This is a genomic window from Acinetobacter sp. NyZ410 (assembly GCF_022828975.1).
In the GTDB taxonomy this organism is placed as follows: Bacteria; Pseudomonadota; Gammaproteobacteria; order Pseudomonadales; family Moraxellaceae; genus Acinetobacter; species Acinetobacter guillouiae.
Map to the genome: position 1 here is coordinate 3,627,294 of NZ_CP094620.1, position 22,040 is coordinate 3,649,333.

The 22,040-nt window shown below is 39.1% G+C and carries 21 protein-coding genes; all 21 read right to left on the minus strand.

What is annotated here, in order from left to right; genetic code table 11:
- Nucleotides 1-220: 220 nt before the first annotated feature.
- Nucleotides 221-724: a hypothetical protein gene (locus MTO68_RS17215; protein ID WP_004823275.1), complete on the minus strand. Its 504-nt coding sequence runs from the start codon at nt 722-724 to the stop codon at nt 221-223.
- On the minus strand, nt 721-1,224 hold the full coding sequence (locus MTO68_RS17220; RefSeq protein ID WP_004823276.1) for a lysozyme: 504 nt from the start codon (nt 1,222-1,224) through the stop codon (nt 721-723). The genes MTO68_RS17215 and MTO68_RS17220 overlap by 4 nt, the downstream gene beginning before the upstream one ends.
- Complete coding sequence (locus MTO68_RS17225) at nt 1,211-1,483, minus strand: holin (RefSeq protein WP_004823278.1); 273 nt, start codon at nt 1,481-1,483, stop codon at nt 1,211-1,213. The genes MTO68_RS17220 and MTO68_RS17225 overlap by 14 nt, the downstream gene beginning before the upstream one ends.
- 17 nt (nt 1,484-1,500) lie before the next feature.
- The gene (locus MTO68_RS17230; protein ID WP_004823280.1) at nt 1,501-2,439 is read right to left on the minus strand and encodes a hypothetical protein; all 939 of its coding nucleotides are present in this window, start codon (nt 2,437-2,439) and stop codon (nt 1,501-1,503) included.
- A 34-nt stretch (nt 2,440-2,473) separates the two neighbouring features.
- Nucleotides 2,474-4,660 (minus strand): hypothetical protein, encoded by a 2,187-nt coding sequence (locus MTO68_RS17235; RefSeq protein ID WP_004823282.1) that lies wholly within the window; start codon nt 4,658-4,660, stop codon nt 2,474-2,476.
- Nucleotides 4,661-4,662: 2 nt separating this feature from the next.
- Complete coding sequence (locus tag MTO68_RS17240) at nt 4,663-5,301, minus strand: phage tail tip lysozyme (RefSeq protein WP_004823283.1); 639 nt, start codon at nt 5,299-5,301, stop codon at nt 4,663-4,665.
- A gap of 122 nt (nt 5,302-5,423) precedes the next feature.
- Nucleotides 5,424-5,930, minus strand: coding sequence for a surface-adhesin E family protein (locus MTO68_RS17245; protein WP_004823284.1), 507 nt, complete (start codon nt 5,928-5,930; stop codon nt 5,424-5,426).
- A gap of 39 nt (nt 5,931-5,969) precedes the next feature.
- A complete protein-coding gene (locus MTO68_RS17250; protein WP_004823285.1) occupies nt 5,970-7,385 on the minus strand; it encodes a hypothetical protein in 1,416 nt (471 codons plus the stop codon).
- 12 nt (nt 7,386-7,397) lie between these two features.
- Nucleotides 7,398-8,351 carry a hypothetical protein gene (locus MTO68_RS17255; RefSeq protein WP_004823286.1) on the minus strand — a complete coding sequence of 318 codons (954 nt, stop codon included), beginning with the start codon at nt 8,349-8,351 and terminating at the stop codon, nt 7,398-7,400.
- Nucleotides 8,339-8,824 carry a hypothetical protein gene (locus tag MTO68_RS17260; RefSeq protein WP_004823287.1) on the minus strand — a complete coding sequence of 162 codons (486 nt, stop codon included), beginning with the start codon at nt 8,822-8,824 and terminating at the stop codon, nt 8,339-8,341. The genes MTO68_RS17255 and MTO68_RS17260 overlap by 13 nt, the downstream gene beginning before the upstream one ends.
- Nucleotides 8,825-8,838: 14 nt before the next feature.
- Nucleotides 8,839-9,732 (minus strand): hypothetical protein, encoded by an 894-nt coding sequence (locus tag MTO68_RS17265; RefSeq protein ID WP_004823288.1) that lies wholly within the window; start codon nt 9,730-9,732, stop codon nt 8,839-8,841.
- Complete coding sequence (locus MTO68_RS17270) at nt 9,729-10,361, minus strand: hypothetical protein (RefSeq protein WP_004823289.1); 633 nt, start codon at nt 10,359-10,361, stop codon at nt 9,729-9,731. Before MTO68_RS17270 ends, MTO68_RS17265 begins: the two co-directional genes overlap by 4 nt.
- A complete protein-coding gene (locus MTO68_RS17275) occupies nt 10,358-10,558 on the minus strand; it encodes a hypothetical protein (protein WP_004823290.1) in 201 nt (66 codons plus the stop codon). The genes MTO68_RS17270 and MTO68_RS17275 overlap by 4 nt, the downstream gene beginning before the upstream one ends.
- Before the next feature lie 9 nt (nt 10,559-10,567).
- A complete protein-coding gene (locus tag MTO68_RS17280) occupies nt 10,568-14,071 on the minus strand; it encodes a packaged DNA stabilization protein (RefSeq protein ID WP_244013597.1) in 3,504 nt (1,167 codons plus the stop codon).
- Complete coding sequence (locus MTO68_RS17285; RefSeq protein ID WP_004823294.1) at nt 14,064-14,687, minus strand: hypothetical protein; 624 nt, start codon at nt 14,685-14,687, stop codon at nt 14,064-14,066. The genes MTO68_RS17280 and MTO68_RS17285 overlap by 8 nt, the downstream gene beginning before the upstream one ends.
- 2 nt (nt 14,688-14,689) lie before the next feature.
- Nucleotides 14,690-15,232, minus strand: a complete 543-nt coding sequence (locus MTO68_RS17290; RefSeq protein ID WP_004823296.1) for a hypothetical protein — start codon at nt 15,230-15,232, stop codon at nt 14,690-14,692.
- A 64-nt stretch (nt 15,233-15,296) separates the two neighbouring features.
- A complete protein-coding gene (locus MTO68_RS17295) occupies nt 15,297-16,526 on the minus strand; it encodes a P22 phage major capsid protein family protein (RefSeq protein WP_244013599.1) in 1,230 nt (409 codons plus the stop codon).
- A 12-nt stretch (nt 16,527-16,538) separates the two neighbouring features.
- The gene (locus tag MTO68_RS17300; protein ID WP_244012957.1) at nt 16,539-17,339 is read right to left on the minus strand and encodes a hypothetical protein; all 801 of its coding nucleotides are present in this window, start codon (nt 17,337-17,339) and stop codon (nt 16,539-16,541) included.
- Nucleotide 17,340: 1 nt separating this feature from the next.
- The gene (locus MTO68_RS17305; protein WP_244012959.1) at nt 17,341-19,560 is read right to left on the minus strand and encodes a portal protein; all 2,220 of its coding nucleotides are present in this window, start codon (nt 19,558-19,560) and stop codon (nt 17,341-17,343) included.
- Nucleotides 19,557-21,101: a terminase gene (locus tag MTO68_RS17310; RefSeq protein ID WP_244012961.1), complete on the minus strand. Its 1,545-nt coding sequence runs from the start codon at nt 21,099-21,101 to the stop codon at nt 19,557-19,559. The genes MTO68_RS17305 and MTO68_RS17310 overlap by 4 nt, the downstream gene beginning before the upstream one ends.
- Nucleotides 21,102-21,105: 4 nt before the next feature.
- Entirely contained in the window at nt 21,106-21,861 is a 756-nt protein-coding gene (locus MTO68_RS17315; protein ID WP_244013601.1) for a terminase small subunit, read from the minus strand.
- Nucleotides 21,862-22,040 lie beyond the last annotated feature (179 nt).

The window sequence follows — 22,040 nt, forward strand, 5'->3', positions numbered from 1 at the left end:
CAATAGTAAATTCTTTTTTTTAATTTTTATTTTAATTGTATCTTTTATGCTAACCGCTGTGATTCATGATGACCTAATTGATACTACATTAACTATAATTAATTGTTTTTTAATAATTAAAATTCTACATATCTTAGTAAAACAACTTTTAAAAACTATTTTTGAAATTTGTAACCCATAATCTTGAATTATTTCTTAGAAGTTAAATTAAACAAAGCCCTCACTCAGAGGGCCACGCCTCCCTCAATCTTTCTGCATCAGCTGCGTGTCCATCAGCTTTTTCTGCCACTGTTCGATATTCAGTAATGCAGTTTTCGAGTATGTCACTGTTGGCAATGGTGTACTCAACGATGGTTTCTTTGGAACTACTGGACAAGCGACTGCCTGCAATTTTGAGTTGCTTTGACAAGCTGTCAGCGCTGGACTGAGCAAGATCAGCATCAGACTTAATCTGTTTAATTTTAGCATTATAGTTTTGCTCCGCTTTTAACTGTTGTTCAAACCATTGTTTCTCTTTAAGTGCTGCTGAGGCTTTGGCTTGTTCTACCATAGCTTTAGCTTCAGCAGCTTCGGTTTTGTATTTTGCATTCAATAATGTGTATTCGCTTTTAAAATGATTTACTCGCCATGATTGAATGCCTAAAGCTGTTATGGCCAACAATAAAAAAACCGCCATTGCGATAATGACGGTTTCATAGAATTTCGCTAAAAATGCTTGCATCATTGCACCCCTATACACTTGTTATATCGATCTAATTGCCGAGTCCAAACACCATAGCAGCCATTTGAACGCACTGAGCAATCACGCTTTGCAACGTACTTGTATTTTAAAAGTGATGTACAAGCTTGCTTATACTGCCCCGCTTTCAAATTACGGAGCATTGATGAGCCATTCCAGTTGGCTTGGCCATAGTTGTAAACGAAGTCTAAGTACACATCATATTCAGTCTGAGTAAGCTTCACGCCAGATAATGACTTTCTAAAAGCTACTTCGTCTTTTGCAATATGAGCCTTGGCAATTTGAACCGCACGTTCTTTGGTAATCGGCTTGTCTGTCATTTTGACCTTGGTACCGTTTTCATATGATGTGGACCCGATACCGATCGTTGCCACTTTAGCACTATCTAAATATGGCTTTGACTTGTACCCCTCATAGCCAATTAAAGATGTAAAAAAAGCAGCCGAAGCTGCTAGACCAACTGCCCAAACTTTAGTTTTTGACATTACATTCATCCTTTAATTTTAAGATACGTAATTGATGTTCTGCTTTACGCATTTCGTGCTCTACTTTTTCGCGTCGATTTTTAGCTATCGCAAAGTACAGCTGAATAAATAAGCCTATCAATGCCACGCATAAACCGCCCCAAGCGATAACATCAACTTTGGCCAAGAATGCGAAGAATGAAGTAGCACCACTTGTAACTGTAACTTTCTGAGTAATTGCGACCGCACTCGCTTCAATTGCTGCCTGCGTTTCAGACATGTAACCCCCTAATATTTTTATGCAGTTCGCTTCCAGATGGCAAAAACCATACTTGGTTGTACTGTGTTATGCGCTTTATCTTCACCAGACATCGAATTAGCCTCATCCCAATTAGGAATAAAACCTTCATCAGGTCTTTTTTGCGGACCATATTGCCAGTACATAGACTGAAGCTTTACCGCCTTGGCAGTGATTTTTGGCAATTCTTCTTTTGTTAGTATGTGGTCATACTCACCGAAGGTACTGCCGACAGTTTTGGTCCAGTTTGGATCTGCAGCAACATCGGATAAGCCGACTATTGCACGACCTTTAGATATTGCCAGCCACGACCCATATCCAAGTATCGTTTTTGGATCAACATTAGTAAGTGAGATGTAAATGCCGTCAATTGGGATTTTGACTTTTTCAAGGTCTTCACCGAATTGCTCTTCTAAAGCATCAAGTTTTCCTTGAAATACATCAGCTAAAGCAGTCTTTGCGGCATCAACAGCAGCTTTTATCGCTGCGTCTCGATCTGTTTCAACTTCTGATTTAACTTGCTCTTGTAGATCGGCGGTTGTGTCAAGTAGGTCATTGATCTGATCTGTATGCTCATCACGCGCTGACTCTAAATCGGTCACACGTTGCTCAAGATTGCTCGCACTGCCTGAGTTGCCGTCAATCAAAGCTTGTGCAATCGACTCAGCATCAGCAATGCCGTCACCTTCCTCAATCAAATTACCTTCAGCATCGAAAACCTGAAAAAAGTAATCCCCTGAAATATAGATCGATGCACTGCCCATATCGTCAAGAATGACAGGCCATGTATTTAAACTTTCCATACCCTTATCAGAATATGTATCTTTTTCATTTGTTGTGCTTCCTGCCTCATACGCAAAAACCTGACCACCAATTAAAGGCTGTCCGTTTTTGTCAAAGGCTCGATATCGCACTGGTGTTAATGGGTATGCTGTCATTTTGAACCTGCATTAAAAAACCGCCTTTTGGCGGTTATTGGTTTGGTAGGTTTGAGCCTGAAATCAAGCCTGCTCTAGTCAATCTCTCTATCAGATCTTGATTGGCCTGAGATGGAGTTGCTTCACCAGCAATCGAGGGTTTCATTGCTTGTGAAACCGCCATACTGTCTGGAACATCCTTAACTGAGCTCAAAAGCACTCTTGCACCAGGAAGCTTTAATAAACTCATAAAATAATTTGCTATAGCGGATCCAGAATTGGAATTATTTACATAAGAATGGGGCGGTTGTGTAATAAAGTAATCGGCAGCCTTGCTAATATCTTTAATTTGACCAAGCTCCTTAGGTGTAAACATCGTCAACATTCGACGATCAGTTAAATTGTCGAGAGCTCTTTTCATGCCCGCCGGGCTAAATTGCCCATTGCTATTAACTGATTTTTGGCTAATGAATTGAACGACTTGTTGCTTAATGTCATTTACAGCTTGGGGATTGACATTCTTTAATAAATCAATCGTTTTACTTAATTCATTTACATTTCCACCCAGAATACGTTTATTAAATAATTTATCGGGTTCCACCCCTTTTATCGCATCTTGAAGCAATGGCATTGATTCAATTTGTTGAGCATTGAAACCATGCGCTTGACGTCCAAGCTGATATAGTTGAGCAGCAGCATTGTTTTGATTTGAAAGATTTTGAAGTGTTATGTTTTGGCGATTATTCAATGCATCGCGTACTAGCCCAATAGCATAAGTTTCACTTGAAGCTGTACCATCAAGTTTTAAACTTGAATTGTGTTCCTTATTAAGACGTTTAATAATCTCTTCAGATTTACCCAAAGTAAATTGATCTGGATCTTTTTCAATATCTTTGAGAATTGCCTTAACACTTGAGGGTAGGCTCATTGAAGCGTAATTGTCTTTTAAAATCTTATTTGATTCTCTGACAAACTCAGCGCCTCCGATTTTAACCTCATTTCCTTGTGCTTGACGTGCTGAATTATAAACTGTTCGGATATAATCCTTGTTTTGACCCAGTTGACCTTGAATAGATTTTAGAGCGTCATCCATGGGGCCATAACTATTTACTGATGTTCCTTTGGTATTATCAGCAACTTCATTAAGTAATCGTGTTAATTGTACATTGTCATCAATAAATTTATCTCGAAGAGGGTCACCCGCTCCATTGATTTTTGCTAGCTCTGCTTGCTGTTGCCATTGCTTTGCATCACCTGAGATCTGAGCTTTTGTTCCAGTCAATCCCAAACGATCAATTACAGCTTTTCTGGCTACTGCTGTAGGATTTAAATCTTTACCTGATCTCAAAGCTTTTAAAGCATCTTGACGCAATCCATTAACGATATCCGCAGACAACTCGCCTAAAGTTAATCCATTTTGACGTAAAGCATCATCAAGTTTTTGGTTGATTTGGGATAGCAATTGGTTGGTTTGAGTTGTTGAAAATCTAGAACTTACATTTTTACTTGCTTGTATCGCTTTACTTAAACCCTGCCCAATTTTTTCTCCAACCACTCCTCCAGCTGCCCCACCAACAGTTCCAAAAGCCGCATGAGCTAATCGGGCATCAGAGTCATCTGCAAAACTTGCCCCGCCTAAGCCCATCCCTACTAATGCATTACGACCTGTGACTTTTGCGCCTGCACCAGAAAGTATTTTAGCACCTTGATACCCTTTTCCTAATGCAGCTACTGGCAACTCTGTTGCAACATTAGTACCCAATTGAACCCAATCAAAGCCTTGTTCATTGGCTTCACGTTGAGCATTGTGTAGGTCTGCAAAATCTTTTCGTTGTTGTGTGAATTTTTCATAACGATCAGTTGGCAAGTATTCTGCACCAGTTAGCTTATTGATTCCGCTATCAATTAAATCACTTGCTTTATAGAAACCTTGAGCTACCCCTCCACCAATCCCTCCTGTTATGCCCATATTAATAGAGTCAAGAAGAGAAGTTTTCCCCGCCTTTTTTCCTTCGTCAAGCATTGCTTTTTGCTTAACTTCGTTAATATCTACCGCTTTGCGTTCAGGTAGGTTTAAACCAAGTCCCTGAGCAATATCCCGATTTGTATGCCCTAGACTATTACCTCTTTGAATACCCTCCCTAAATTTAGGAATATCAATCATCGCATTGAAAATTTCTATATCGGATTTCCCAGCTTTTCGTTGTGCATCTATAAATGCTTTAGATTGTTCGCCTGCCATGATTAACCACCTAATAATTGTTGTGGAACGTATTCGGGTTGGTACCCTTCTTGAGTTAAGTTGTCTTTAGGGACATATTCAGCTTTGTACCCACTTTTAGCTTGTAATAGGTTTTGCGGAACATACTCAGGCTTATATTCTTGTTGAGATTGCTGTCCTACCACTCCACCCATAGCTTGATAAAACTTATCTCTATTCACATGCCCTGATTTGTAAACAGGGTCGTCATAGCGCCATCGGATATAATCTCGCCCCAATACTGCCGCACCAGTTTGATAATCAATATCTGGATTATTCAAAAAGGTTTGAGCTGTTTTGCTATAAGCTTTGTTATTTCTCATCTCGTTCACAGAGAAATGCGCCATTGAGTTAAGCGCTTCTTGAGTAGGTAATATACCGTTGCCTTTTATCAAACCCTTTGATTTCAAATCTTGATAAAGCGCTTGCCCACGGTTGCCCTGCCATGACAACATGCCTAAATTTGCAGCTCCGTTTTTAGGGTCAATATGCACCCCAAACAGATTTTTAGGGCTAAATGAACCTTCACGCCCTACTTCCGCTGTGATGATTCTCGCTTGATTAGGTGACAAGCCTGCATTCAAGTAGGCTTGATAAACTTGTTTCTGCAATAGACTTGCCATACTTTATCTCCGGACATTAAAAAACCCACCGAAGTGGGTTCTTGATTTATTTTCTAAATTAGATTGATACAATGGATGATTTTGTAAAACAGAAAGCTACACAAATAACTCCCTAGGATGCTTTATTTATCAGATATCAAGCTTTCTGGAACATATTCGGGCTCATAAGGTGCATTTTTGGCATATTTTTCCTGCATTTCAAAAACTGAGAGAGTTTCTAATTGCTTTTTTGAAAATCTAAAACCCCTGCCTTTTGAGCTACAAGCAACCTCCCAAATCCCTTCAGCAATTGAGTCTGGAAAAATTACTGAGAAACTTTTAGAGGGGGTGGTGTATGACTTGGATACCTCTCCAGATTCCTTATATTCAACATAAGCAAGATTTTTTGAAGACTTATCCATACAAGAGTATCTTTCTAGAGACTTCGAACTTGTATAGAAATCATTACTATTTGACTTCTTTTTTATTGCTTTATTCCATACATCTACTGTGTTGTTTTTAACATTGTATTTGTAAAAACCCTTATCAACCCAAAAACTTTCAGAATTACTGGAATTAACATATACCCAATCAGCCCCAAAACTTAAACTTGAAGCAAGCAAGCCACAAATTAAAACCCATATTTTCATTATAAATCCCCCATAGTTATGAGGGATTTATAGCATATCCTATGGCATAAACGAAGAAGAATTGATCAAAGGTGGTTGAGTGGTACTTGCACCTTCTTTCCCTCTGACTTGATTAACCAATTGCTGTCCTACAGGCCCCGCACTCCCCAAGATCATTTTTGTTGCTAAGTCTCTGTTTCTTGCTTTTTGAGCAATAATCTCCTTTGAGTCGCCTACTTGTGGGAAATATTGTTTTTCAGCATTGCTAAACTCACTATCGGCAATTACTGCACCTGATTCTTTACGCAGTACCGCATTAATGAAGTCTCTGCGAGCTTGCATGTATTTTCCTTGAGATTCATTTGCCCCACCTAAAACAGATGGAAGCGAAGTAGACAAGGAATCTCCTAACCAAGGTAAACGACTCATAACTGTTTGGGAGATTCCTTTGCTCTCTAATTCGTTTAAAATGGCGTTTGATTCTTGCATCCTTGCACCAAACAAAGCATCCTTACTTTGCTGCTCACTCAGACCTTTACCGCCTTTCTGTTGCCCAACAACATACTGACCTTGTTCATCTTTCACATATACAGCTTTCCCATTTGGAAGAACTGCATACTGACGACCTTGAGTATCATAGCCATACGATGTTGGTTTGTTTTGCTCAAAAAAGGCTTTTTGCTGATTAAGTGTATAATTCTGCTGGAATTGCGAATCTTGTTGAACACGGTTTTTATCAGCAGTTTGAGCGCCAATATCCGTAGAATAGATTGAAGCATTGGTGGTACGCATATTATTAGCAGAACTTGTAGCATTATCAGCGGCATTATTTGCTGTTTGATACAATATACTTGCTGGATCCTTGGCATTTCCAAAGCTAATCCCTGAAGCATAAGATTTAATATCTTCAGGAGACATTAAATCAACGATTTGCTTTTGCTGATTAAAGGTATCAGGATCAATAACACCACTTTTAAGCGCACCATTCAAACCCAATAAAACATTGTTTTTGCTCCCAGTTAAAGCAGCAGCTTGAAAGATCTGATTTATAGCTCCTAATTTTTTTTCGCTATTTTCAAGGCCTTTACCCAATCCCTCTTGTTTCAGTTTTCCAGTTTCAGCATATTTTTTATTTAAATCTGCATCAAGTGTTAAAGCATCATTCTGAGATTTCAATTTAGCTGCATTTTGTTGCTGAATCATCCCTGACAATGTATTAACAATTTCAGGTTGGTATCTGTGATTGGGATTTGTTTGTACTGACTGTAAAGACTTATTTAAATCAACTTGACCGTCTGCACCAGTATTTTGAGCGATCAATCGAGCTAAAATGCCCTTTTGCTGCTGTTGTTGAATCTGATTACTGAACTGTTGGCCATTGTTAAAAGAGTTTGCTATGTCTTCAAATGAAAGGCCTTGATAGTTTGGGCCAATTTCAGGATTGAAATAAACAGGGATTGGATTTTGAGTCGCCATAATATTTACACCTTATGAAGTTTTACCACCACCATAGCGTCCAACTAAAGCACCAATACCTGCAGAACCATTTTTAATAACATCATTCAGCATTTGGTTGTTAATATTACTTTGTTGAATTGTGCTATTAGCATTGACACCAGCAGCGTTATAAATTCCTGTTGCTTTTGCATTTGCAGAACTTACAAGCGCATCAGCATTAAAGCCCGCAGATGAAATTAATCCAGCTGCATTAGCATTTGCAGAGCCAAGTAAGCCTTGTGAGATCAATTGAGAAAGCGTGGTTTGATTGCCAGCAATATTAGAAGCATTGTTATACGTCATATTGCTCATATTGTTTGCTGCACTTTGACCTATTCCTGTGGTTGTTGCTAAACGATTAAATGCATTAGCCTGATCATTACCAAAGCGGTTGTAAGCGTTTTGATATTCCTGGCTTGCAAGATCACTGTTATAACCATTTAATGCTTTGAGAGTTGCACCACTAAGCAATCCACCACTTGCGGCCGCACTAGATTGAATTCCATCCATACCTTGTTGTTTACGAAATGCATAACCGGGATCGGCATTAAAATCAGCCATGTTAAATCCACGTGTCAAACTGCCATCAGCTAAACCTTTTGAAAGTAAACCACTCGCCTGTGAACCTAAATTTGCATAAGGTTGTTGATATCCTAATGCAGAATTTAAACCATTGGTTAAGGTCGCATTAGCTTTGTCATATCCTTCAGTGAGGTTGCTATTTGAATCAAGATAGCCTTGACTTAATAACCCTGAACCTTTTAAAGATGCATCAGACTGTAATTTTCCAGCATTTGTATAAGCCTCACTTTGAAGACCTGCAGCTTGATTCGCTGCTTGAGCTCGTTGTGCTGCGGCTTGTTTTGCAGCCTTTTTTGCTTTACTACTTCCATAAAGACTACTCCCGATTGATACTGCTGCGGTACCTGCTGCTACCCATGACATGTGATTTTCTCCTGATTTAAACTTAGAATAAATGCTTCAACTTCACTCTCAGGAACAATCACATCGGATTCAATCAATGCAAGATCCTGCGTATCTGATGGGTTTGGATGCACAGTGGTCCATACCGTATCCTCATGAACAATCAAAGCTCGTTTCGCTCCGGGTTCACTGATAAAGGTTAATGGTGCTTCGTATTCATGAAGCCCTTCAGAAGTTGCAACTGTTACTTTGCCCTTTGAGATAATGTTCACATGAGCATGACGGTGTACTTTTCCAATCACTACTGAGCCTGCTGGTAAAAAACATTCACGCGCATAATTACCAGGTGCAAAATGGTGTTCAACAGGTATGTCTAATTGCTCAAGTTCAAACAAACTTTTTTGTAAATCAAACGCTTTCTTATAATAATCGAGTGGTTCATTTTCTTTTGAGTTCACTTCATTTTGATGAATTAAAGCATTGAGTAGATCCATGATTGACTCCTTCTTTATATTGCCAATTTACCTAAGCATTGAGCTGTGATGTGATAGACACCTTCAGTAGAGTTATCAGGTATAACAAAAGTTTGTGTTGCATTTGAAGCAGTCTGTTGATCACTTACTTTCGTGTTTGATCTGAGCCAAATTCGCGTAGGAGATGGAGAGAGATACATAAAAAAACTCAAAATTACTGACGTTGAATCGTTTTGAGTTAAAACATTATAAGTTTTATCAGTAAGTGTATATGCCAGACCATTGCCGTACGGTATTTTTATAAAACCGCGTACCCATAAATTACCGTTGATTTTTGCAAACTCTAAATATGCTGGTGCTCCATTAATTTGCCCATTACCGTAACCTGTTGATGTGTTGAAAGTGCCAATAGTATCAGCCCTAACCCAAACAGTATTTAAAGCCTTAATCTGCGCTTGTAACTTTTGAAATGCAGTAATCACATTATCAGCTGGTAATATCTCTGCATTTGTACCAGCAACCAAACCTTCAAGAATTGTTGCTAAAACTCGTTGGTTTTTAAAATATAGATTTTGACTACCCTCTGGTACTTCATCTGTATTGGCTCCTGCATTCGCCTGACTAATTACCCACTTATTGTCTGAACTATCCCAAATAGCGACCATTCGATCGAAACCTGTACCTGAGTCAATATGAGCATAATCCCCATCGTTGGCAGTTGGTAAAACCGCAGTCAAAGCTGCATAACTATTAAATATACCTTTAAAGTGTTGGATGTACTCAGAACGATCTAACTTATCCGAAATTCCCAAGACATTTTGAGCATCTAAGATAGTTGAAACCCCAGTACCTCCATGCTCAACAGGTACAACATCATTAGGCTCGAATTCACCCAAACCATCTGGTCTGTGTTTTAAGGGAATTGTCATACTGTCACCGTTTGAATATTTTGCTGAGAGCCATCTGATAAGAAAAATGGAAGTTGAAAATCACTTGTTAGTGGAATGCTCTGTCTTGTTCCATCACTCAAAAAAAATGGCAATGATAATTTCACTGCCACAATTTCAGACCACTCTAAATCTTTTCGCCCATAGGTCTTTCCATCTACTGGCGCCTCAATAAAACTAGACCGTGCTAATTCATTAATTTGATCTTGCAGATTTTTGATTGTATCTTTTGATTCCTTTTGAGAATCATCAAATGTTTTTTTTAAATTATCTAAAGCGAGTTGTAATTGCTGCAAGTCATATTCGGTCTGTTCTACTCGTTTATTTACTGCTGTAATATCTTGAGTAGTTGCAAAATCGCCCGCTGAATTAGTAATTAATTTGTGCAATTCTTCAATTTGCTTTTGTTGCTCTTTATTGCTTGATTCTACTTGTTGAGCAAGTCCAAGCGCTTGATCTGCAATTTTTTTAATCTGTGCAATAGATTCTGTATTGTTTTGACTCGAGTCAGAATAAACAGAATACAATTGCTCAAAAAAAATAAGCCAGATTGTAGTCATCTGGCCGTTTCTATCAACGAGTGAATCTCTTGAGGGGATGCCTTGGCTCATTCCAAAATCCCCTCAATAATGACGATCTTGATTGGCTCTGAACATCTGAGCCGAAAGACTCGATCTCGACCAGAGCCAAGCCGACGAGCAATCACACGTTTACGATACTCACCCTTTTTACCTAATGGGATCAGGCGAGTATCAGACCAAGTATGACCGTTATCGTCTGACCAATTCAGCTGTAAAAGTGGTTCCATGTAACGCTCCTATAGGTATTCTATGTCGAGATCATTAGCATCATCTGTAAGTATTTTGCCGCCATTGTGCACTATGATTTTGCCCACTTTGCCACCTTGAAAAAGCTTACCAGCCAAACCACCCATAGCTTGATCATTCCTTAAGTCCTCCCATTTACGGTTAAACTCCCTCTGGTATAGTCCGCTATTTTCAATAACATTGTTAATAACAAAAGGAAGGCCATCACTATCATCTGGTGGAGATTTTACAGATCGTTTAGCAAAGCCTCCGGGTAACCCCGAATTGAACTTTGCCATTTCCTCATTATTAAAATCAAAGGCATACTTAGGGTCTAGCATTTTACTTTTTAAAAAATCAGTAAACGCATATTCATTTGAAATTGTTGATAATGCATAAGGGAAATCATCATTAGGCGCATTGTAATTACCCACTATTCCGTTAGGCAAACCACCAGTACCACCAAATAAGTAAAACTCGCCTGTGATTTTATCGAACTGCCAATCAGTCCATTCAGTCCATTCATTTGAGTTTTCAAAAGTATGTCTTTCTCTAAACTCAACCTTTAATTTACCAGTTGGGAATGAAGCGCCTCCACCCCCACCAGCAATAATCCTACCTGTTGATTTCACTGTTAAGTTGACTATTACATCTTCATCAAAGTTACTAATTGGAGCAAAACCATTTTGTCCATTCAAGTCATAGTTGCCTGTTAAGCGATCAACGATATTACCGCCTGCGCCGCCCAATCCATAAACCTCAGATTCAATATTTAAATTCACAGTAACATTGCTACCCCAAACGTCATAAATCCACTGATTGTTGCTTTCTATTGGTGCTCCCCATCTATTCTCATAACCAGATCCCTCTTGGCCTTTTATGAGTTTTCTTGGGAATTCACCAACAAAAATACTTGAAGCTTTAACATGATCAAACTGGCTGTAATTAGGATCCATATTACACAATGCATTACACATTTTAGTTGGATACTGCTCTGTAAAGTAATCCTCAATATTTACATAAGGTTTTAAGTCTGATTTGATGTTGTATTCAACGACGAGGTCGCTTTGTAAATACACAGGATATTTACGACTAAATTCATACCTTAAATTAATTGCGTAAGATGGCCTGTCTTTAACATCTACAACAAGTTTTCGAGGTGCAAGAACAATACATAAATTCCGCTCTAAATAATTTGCAGAATCATTTAAAGCTGTTTTTGTACTCTGGCAACCTAGTGGGGTGAAATATCTAAATCTTAATTTGATCTCTTTTTCTGTCATATTCTCAAATACATAGGTATTGATATTTTCAAGAATTGGATCTTCATAAAATTCTTTAGACATTGCTCGAATGCCGTGCCATCTCTCTAAATCTTTAGAGTAGTAAAAAGGATCATTCGCGTTAGTTACAAAAAGCTGATCGTTGATATAAATCTGCATCATCGCTTGAGCTTTACTAAAGTCACTCACACTATAATACTGATATGCAAAGAAATTATTGCTTTCACTCGGCTTGTAAATTAAATCCTCAGTAAATTGTTTACCAAGTTGGATAGTCACCCCATCATCACTTTCAACAAATGAAGTGTTAACATTTTCATCTGGTGATGTAATAGTGCCTTTAACATAGCCATTTTTTTTGAATGAAATCTTTGTGGATGCAATCTTTTCATTGCGTAAATATATCGCAGGAATATTATTATTAATTTCACCAACAAAGAGTAAATCAATATTTTTACTAGAAAATACTCTTTGTAAGCGAGTTAAATAATCCCATTGAGTATCCCAATCTTTTGCGGTTGCAACTAGAACATCATCAATATATAAATCTTGATTTGTCACATTGTTTAATACAAACCAATCTGGACCATCAAAGCCCGGCTCAGGATCCACTTCTTTGTTTGTTGCTAAACACGCTCCAAAATGTGTTCCTGAAAAATTATTTACAATAGTTGAGTTATCCCACGCAAAAATAAATAATTCTGGATTTTTTGACAGAAATTCAATTTTAGCAGTCGAATCCTTATTAAGATTTATAAATTGAAATGCGTTAAGCCAATCAAACCCTTCTGGTAAAAATACGCGTGGATAAAATGAAGGCTCTAGCTGTATATGCTCTGGTAAAGGTCGATCAAACGGATATACTTCACTATCAATTCTTAACTCAAAATAATCCATTGGATTATTTGTATTTGATAAAGCTCTAGCAGCGATTGAAGGAACCTCAGATTGCTTAGCTGCCATAGCAACGCGAACGCTATTTGTTTCATCATTACACATAATAATCAAAGGCGGTTCAGGATCAATCCTCTGCACATTCTCTAAATTAAACCCAGTTTCGCACACAATTTCTAATTTACTAAAACGAGTCAATTTTTTATCAGTAATTACCGCTTGAGCTGTTCTTTCTCTTAAAATCAACTCACCATCATCGGTGAATGTATTGTTATCGAGTTGGTATAGCTTGCCGTTTCGATAGTCCCCGACAATATGGGTATTGTTGAAATAAGCATGATGCTGAGAACGATGACGCTCATGTAAGCCCTGCGCATTTGTAAAAGAACGTTGATGCCAAAGACCTGTTGAAACATCAAAGCAATAAGTCACATTTGCAGATGGGAATGAAATAACATAGAAAACATGCCCCTCGATTTGATAAGCATAAGCCGAAGCGTCAGAAGTTTTGGTAAATGAGGAAATTTCTTCTTCAAGTGCATGAGTCGAGATTCGATCAGGAATACCGCCACCGCTCATCACAATCTGATTGCCGCCAAACTCACTAACACCCAGCCAAATCACACCTGTAGCCAAGGAAACAATGCTATCGGGAGCAAGACAACCAAAGGCCATTGCACCGCCTGACAAGCGAGAAAAAGGTGAATTACTTGAACCGGTACCATAATATCGCTCTACACTTTGCGCACCAAACAACCATAATTCACGGTTAAATGTCACAATTGCGGTGATATTGTCGGGTGTAGATTCTGCGGTTGCATAAGACAATGCATTTACTTTAGTGCTATACAAATCAGACCAGTAGAATTGACCTGTATTTGCTTTATTCACCACAAAACGACCATCTAAGAATAAAACATGTGTAGATCGAGGGATTGTAGATCCTGATAAGCGAGTCAAGGTTAGTTTCTTGAGATCAAGCGCGTATGTATATGTGCCATTCACAATAAGTGCAACTTGCCCGTTATCAGCAATTCTCACTGTGCCAAGAGCACTAATCAAACCGATCTCTTTTAAATCTAATTTAGTTGACTTACTGTGATATAACTTTTTCCCAATAACTACAAGCAATGCACCATTGGATAAAACATATAAGCAACGAGTGGCCGCAACTTCACCATTAAATAATTTTTTTAAGCCTGGTGTAGGCATCAATGCTGCAACACGGGAACCGTTTGGATACTCAATAGTTTGCGGATACCAGTTAATACAATTTTGGCAACTAATGCTTTGAGATTGCATTTTGTAGGCTGGACCAACCAAAGGCAATTTAATCATAATGCCCCCAATATCTACCACGACTTATTCCCATCAATACTCGATCAGGTTTTACTGGTGTTGGTGTAGACTGTGCACGATGCATAATACGCATAGCTTGCTGATATTGCTGCTGAACATCAGGAGTAATCGGTAATTGATATTCTGGTGCAAGCTCAATTGCTAAAGCGTATTTAATTGCGCGGAAATACTCATCTGGTACAGTAAGATCATCAAGTGCTTTAAGTGGAAATTGAGGGCTAATCAAAGATTGAATCGTTAATTTGCCTGTGAATTTTTGGGGAACAAGCAACTCATAGCCATTCAGCACCTTGGTATACTCAATGCAATTTTTAGGCTTGTTTTGAGTAATATCACGATAGATTTTGATTTCTTCGTCATTGAGTTTGGCATTATCTGAAATCAAATTTGCTTCGACTTGATATAACGAATTGCCGCTAAGATCGATCTCAATATCTTGAGTCGAAAACACATAATCTCGTGATGTAGACCATTGCCCTAAAAGCATATTCAATGATGATACTGCATCGCTCAACTCGGCATCTGTCATATTTTCGCCTGACGCAATGATGCCAATAGCACGTGCTGAGGCATGGACTAAATCACGAACTTTCATTGTTATTCTTCCGTTTTAACTGGCTGAGTCAATAAAGCAAGCAAGGTATCTTTATTGTCACGTGCTAAATACTTAATACCCTTAGCATCAAGGATTGTTCGCAATTGCTCAGAAGTCATTGAGTTGTGATCAACATCAATTCCTGCGCCTTGTTTTGGATATTTTTCCGCATCTAGCATTTTGCTTAGTTGCTCGTTGAGCTGTTGATTTTCTTCAAGTGCTTTGCTCAAGTGAGCTTTAAGATCATCATTTTCAGCTTTAAAATCATCACGTTCAGTTTGTGCAACATTGAGCTGTAATTCTTTTTGAACAAGTTCTTCGCTGACTGCATCAAATTGTTCAATAGGTACAAAAGCGTTTTTAAAATCTTCGCTTGATGCACTGCCAACCGCACCGCCTGAAATTTGCCCTTGTTCACTTTCTAAATCTGCAAAATCAACAAAGCCTAATTCACGCAATTCAGCTTCATGATCTTCATTTTGTGCAACTTGATGCTTATGTGATTGTGTAGAACCCACATACAGCATTTTTGGAAATTCACGCATTTTACATACTCCAAAAATGACAACGCCCCAATTAAGGGGCATGTGTTGTCAATTTTATTTTTGGTTAATCGATACGGCCTACACGCGCGGCATGATTACCACGGACCATGGTAAAACCATAAAGAACATCAATACGTGTTCCTTCATAGTCACTTACCCAGTTGCCACCCGTTTGCACACGCAATGCCATTGTTTCAGTGTTGAAGGTATAACCCTCACAACCTGCAAGGACTTTCAGTGGAGCAAAAGCGGCACTAAATGCGTCTTTGGTGTAGCAAAGCGCCTGATCAATAACATCGTTATCAGCACCAACGAAAGTTAGGCCCGCGGAGTTTGCTGGAGATGCAGAAACATTGGCATTTGCTTGTTTCGTCCCATTAACTAAATCAGGCGTGATTTCAGGGTAGATTTTCAGGGTTGCTGTAGCATCGCCTGCCGTTACATCTTCAAGCACTACAAACTGCATAAGCTTGCCATAAGATAAGCGAGTTAATGGATGTAGCATTTCAACACCAGGTAAACTAAAAACCTGACCTGCTTTGATCACATCACCATTGGCCAAACCACCAACTGTCAATAAGCCACCAGTTTGACCAGCGCCATTAACAGTAATCCCAGATGTTTTACCATTTACTTGACGGTAAATATGCTCAGACTCAACAAAGTCAAAACCACGTGCACGGCCTACATAACCCTCTTTGTATTGCTTGGCAATTTCAGCATTTGGATTAAATAGAGTGCCTGATGTATCAACAATGCCGTTGGTAAATTCAGATGACAGTAAGGCAATACGACCAGCTGCAGGCGTTAAAGAGCGCGCCAACATTTCACGTGCACGACCAAAAGGCGCAAGTGGCGAAATTTCATTAGCCCCAATCAATGTGCTGTTGTTTACAGTCACAATTGCACGTTTAAGTAGATCTGCATCTACAGTCATTGCCAAAGATTGGATAGCTGGCTTTAAAAAGCGATCTTTAAAGTCAGTTAGAGTCAATGTTTGTTCTGCTGCACCAAATTCCAAAGACACGTGTTTTTGAGTATCAACTTTTAAAACACGTGTTGATTCTTTGGCGTTTAGATCCGCATCATCCCCGTTATATTCTTTGCCATCTGTAACAATTGGCACTGGTGGAATTTTGATTCGAACTTGAGAACCGACTTTATAACCTGCTTTATCTTTATTGAATTCTGTCTCACGACCACGGTTGATCGATTTAATAAAGACAGATTCTTCAATTAGCATTGCTGCTGCTTCTTTTGCTACAACATCATGCGTTAAAACATTATTTGACATATTTCAATTACCTTATTTGATACCACGGCTGCGCAAAAACTCTTCATCAGATCCTTTGTATGGATCTTTTTTTGAGTTTGCCACACCCTTTGGTGGAGTCACTGGCGCAGGGGCATTAGGGATTTTTGGAGTTTTTGGACTATTTTTAAGTGTTGCTCGGATTTCCCCAAGCTTCATTAATTGCTGTGTTGGACTCATATCGAGCAATTCAACAACATCAACAGGATCTTTACCTAGTTCATAAAGCACAGCAGGCGCAGCATCACCCAACTCAAGCACTGCTCGGCTTAGTTGTACTGGTAATTCCCCACCACTAATATGAACAAGTGCACCAACAACACGCTGATAATCAGGATGAGTTTTTAAAAACTCTGCTTCAGCTACTTCAAGTTTGTACGCTTGAGCTTGATGTAATTGATCATTACGTTGTTGCTCATGTTGGCTTGCGTACTCCTGCCGTGCTTTATCTGCTTGGAACTTAGAGATTGCATTTGCATAATCTTCGATTGAATCGTATTCATGCAATTGTGGCTCTTTAGAAGCAGACTGAGCTTGACTTGCATACTTTTGCTCTAACTCTTGAGCTTTACGAATTGCGTCGTTTTTCTCCCAAGTTAGTTTTGCAATACGCTTATCAATCGCACTTTGCCGTTGAGTAGCTTTTTCCTCTTCTGCTTTTTGGGCAGCTTCGGCTTGCTGTTCCTCTGTTAATTCGACTTCACTGCCATCACCTTGAGTCTGTTCAGATTGCTCTGTCTCTACTGGTGTTGTGGTTTGTTCAGTGTTGTCTGTTGTTTGCTCTAAATCTTCCATACTACTGCTCACTTATGCCTTGAAAACCGTCAAGTTCGGGGTTTTGTTCATCTACAGTCAGGTTTTGCGCATTTATCCCAATTTGACCGTCATCAGGTGCGAATTCTTGTTGCTGTGCCTGCTGCTCTAACATCTGCTGTTCAAGCATTTGTTGATCTTGAGGCATTAAAAAACCGCCATCTTGTGGCGGTTCTTGATAAGTCTGTTGTTCGGGTGGTGGCTGATTGTGTGAATTGGTATCAAGCCATTCTTCAGGCGGTTGCATATGTTGCAAAATCAGATTGATTGCACCTTTGAGCTCTTCCAATTCAGCTTTGGCTACATTATTAATTTGGGCTACAGCAAGCGTTGTTTCTGCTTTGAGTTTCTCAATCTCAAACTTAGCTTGACGTTCTGCGTTCTTATCCTCAACTTGTGCTTGAGCTTGTTGCAATGCTTGTTGAAGCTGCTGCATTTGCTGCTGATATTGTTGCATTAATGCTTGTAGCTGCGGATCTTCACCATCTTGTGTCAGGGCAGGATTAAGAGATTTTTTGATACGTTCAACAATATCTTCAAGCATATTGCCGTCATCAAAAGCTTTGAGCAATAAGTCAGGTGCGACTTGACCGATCTGTGGAACAAACTGCAATAATTCTGTAAGTGCTTGCTTATTCTCTTGACGTTGACTGATAAAGCTTGGCCCTGTAGACATACGAATATCATAACGACCAACTGTTAAATTATTTAAAATTCCATCAATTACACCATCAACTTTTTGCCCTTGCTGTTGCATTGGCGCAGGTGCATTTAGTTGAACACGCTCAGTTTTATTGTCTTCACCTGTTATACGTTTCACCATTTGCACTGAATAGGCTTTTTGATAAACGCCAATCAACACACGGCCAACCTGAGCAAGTGATTTATTCAAATTGTCAGTGATATGAAAATGGCTCACATCGGCACGTTGTTGCAGCATACCAATGGCTTTACCTGAAAGACCACGCTCATCACTCCCCATTGCTGCAGGTTGCATATTGAGAATCTGCTCAATACTTTGCTTGGCTCCATCTGCTGCATTTAAAATGCCGTTTAAAGCAGTTAATGAAGGCATTTGTTGAGGTGGAGGTAACGGCACATCATTTTCATCAGTAACATGGTTATAGCGTAAAACTTGATAACCGTTAGGATTCGCCCATTCAGGCAAATCACGTGATGCCTCAACAGATACCATATATTGCTTACGCAATCCCTCTAAAATTTGTTGAGCTTCTGACGATTTCCAAAAGTTATAGAGCTTTTGAGGATCACGCGCAAAATGCACCATTGAATACACATAACGCTTTTCACCATCCCAAGTCACATCTCCATATACCGGGATAATCGGCAACATTGGTACAATAAATTCGCGATCTTCTAAAACTTTTGTACCAGTAAGCTTATACCACCAACATTTCTCTTCATAACTGTCGCGCTCTTTTTCAATTAGCGATACATCATCTGGTTTATTGTATGTGGTTGTGCCATCAATCAATAAATACAAAGTCTTTGATTTTCGCTGAATCTCAAACATTTCAGCAACACATACCGTTTTATCATCGTGATTGAGCCATTCACTATTTTGAATTGAATCATCAAAATCGCTTGCGGCATCTTCACCGTATTGGTCGATAATGTCAGCCCTTGGCAACCATGTTTTAATCACAACATAGCGAGCATCTGAGCCATCTAGTTCTTTACTCATCGGATCAAGATAAACTGACTCTGGATTATGGATTGTGAGAATTTTAGGTTCTTGTTGGAAGCTATCAGGTGAAACGTAATCAACGTGAATACGCACAAAGCCCATGCCACCGTAAACCACGCCCTCAACTGCTGCATCATAGGCATTATCAGCGCCACTGGTTATCTCGGTGTCACGCAACAATCCATTAAAAACTTTCGCAATTGCTGGATCAGCAATATCATCAACAGGTTCAGCTTTGATTTGCTGACGATTCAACCGAGCTGAATTGATTTGTTGTTTGCAATAGGTTCTAAGCACGTTAAAAGTAAGTGTTGGAATGCCGTCATTTTCTCGCTCTTTACGGTCTTTTTCACTCCACTGCGCTTTATCAATTGTCACAAACTGTCGATCATCTTTGCCCAGTTTGTAATTATCAGCCCAATAATCCTCGGCTTCATCACAAAGCTTGCGCACACGTCCAAGAATATCAGTGTCTTTTTTCTTTTCATCTGTCATGACAATGTTGTCCGTTTTGCAAGTGGTGGAGGTGGGGATTTTTTAGCGACACGCCCTATTTGATCTCGTACTTGAGCAAACTGTCTAAATGCGTCAGATGCTTCAGAATGCCCGTCTGATTTGACTGGCTCACTTGTATATGTTTGAGCATGAGCATTAAATTTACGTGTGTAATTCTCGATATGTGTTAAGCCGTTTTTACAACGGTCAACATCAAACCAAACATCATTCATTAGGGCATTACGAGTCTGGTTAATACCATGAAGTAACTCAGAAACCCGCGGCACAATTTCAACATTGGTTAGCCCCAAGTTTTTCAACATTTGTTGAGGAGATAAATTTTTACTTTCGCCTTGTCTTGCGTGAGCACCATCATGAGGTAAATAGTGTTTGCCCCATAAATAGCCTTTGGATTGCATTATTTTGACAAAATACTCATATGGTTCGCCCCATCCCTCAGCAAAATCAATAAACAAATCTTGCATACCCACTCTTTGATGAAACCAAATAGCTGTACCGTCTGAATTACCAATATCCCAAAAGGTATTAACAGGAACGTCTGTCCTAATCGGTAAAGTGCAAATACGTCCTTCTTTACGCACTTTGAGGAATTGCTCTGTATACCAACACCCCTCTTTTGATTTCTTAAATGCTTCATCTGGGGTTGATGGATATTCTTGCCACATCAACTCAGACGATCCACTGAAATCGCTATCACGTGTAGCTACATACCAAGCCCTTTGATCTAAAGTAATTTTTACATTACATTCTTGCTCAATGCCGTCAAAATACTCATGTTCTTTATCTGTGATATGGATATTTTGATGATCAAGCTGATACTCTTTTGCACCATGCCAAGGATAGAAATTGAATTTGTAGTCTTTTTTCGATAACTCCTTACCACTGTCTTTTTTATTTCTAGCAATTTCGGTCATATCAAAGAAATCTCCATGATCACCCTCAGCAGTAGATTCAATAATTACAATCCCATTTGGAGAAACTGCAGGTATAGAGCCCGTTTTAACCTCTTTGGCTTTCTTAGGGTATTGAGCGCAAATCTTGCCATACTCTGAAACATGCAAATATTGCAAAGTTCCTGAGCGCATTGATGTGCCGACTTTAATTGAGCTGTTATTATGAGCAAATAAAAGCTCGCTCGCACTATCACGAGCTAAAGGAAATCTTTCTTTAATTTCAGGTGGTAAATTGTCATAGGCAAATTTAACTTTGTCACGAAATAGCTTTTCGGCTGAATCACGGTCTTGAGCAACCATACCAGCACGAATATTACCTTCACCAAACAAGCAGCAATCCAAATAATAGATTGCTATCAGTGTTGTGAAACCTAACTGCCTCGCCTTGAGAATAATGTTGCGATACCAAAGGTTATTCATAAAATCCAATTGATGCTCATTTGGCATGAATGGAGCTTTAAGACCTTCTGTATCTTCATCACCCTTAATAAGTATCTGATATAAAAAACCGCTTGTAAGACGTTGCCACGGGTCAGACAAGAGTTTTTCTAGCTCGTCTGGTGTCATGGTTTTATCCTTTCGGTTTTAATGTATTACCACTTGCTCTGTTCAATAGTTCTTTAAGTGGATCAGAAATATCATGCTCAATTTTTTCTTTAAATAGGCCCATATGTTGACCTACTAACTTCAAAGCAGCCATTTGATCATGCATTTTGATTTCAATGCCTTCTTTTGTTTGCTTTGCACCTGCATACAATAATTGAGCTGATTCACTTAAAGTTGAAGTATCTTCAAGATGCAAATAGCCCTTGCCCTCGCCATCACATGACGGGCATTCAGGATGAGGCGGCTTGGTTCTGCGGAATCCATACCCACCAACATCGGTTGGATAATTGGCCGAATAAGCAGGATCTTCTTTTTGAATTCCTTCTTCTTCAACTATTGCTTGCTGTAAAGCATTTTCAAACTCTGCTTCATCACGCCACTGGTATTGATGATCTACACCCCAACAGAAACGACAATTTACTAATTTGTGTTTAACTAGATCTCTTGGATCAGCTGTACCAATAGCCCAAAGCCTTTGAAGAACATCTATCTGCTCAATGTGTAATTGCTCTGCTCGCTCTGATTTAAGGAACTCAATTCTTTGTTTTACTTCTGGTCTACTAAATACAACAAAGCCATGCTGTTTTGCTGATTTTTCACTATATTTAGCTCTAATTGCGGCTTTAGTAATGTTTAAATCAAATAGATACTCATTGCAGAACAATTCATGTTGATTGTTTTTTAAGGGCTCAGTCCCTTTCGGAAGGTCAATATCTTCCATAAATGAATCTCCCAATTGATTAACTTCAAATCAAAACTTATAATTATTAATGCAGGAGCAAGGACTTCCCGATGGCTTGATGATTCAATGCACAGGGTTCCTGCCGTTAGGTAAGTTTTTGAACTCCTATTGACAGAAGCAGTAACCAGCCTGTAGTCAATCGAAAGAACGAAGGACGC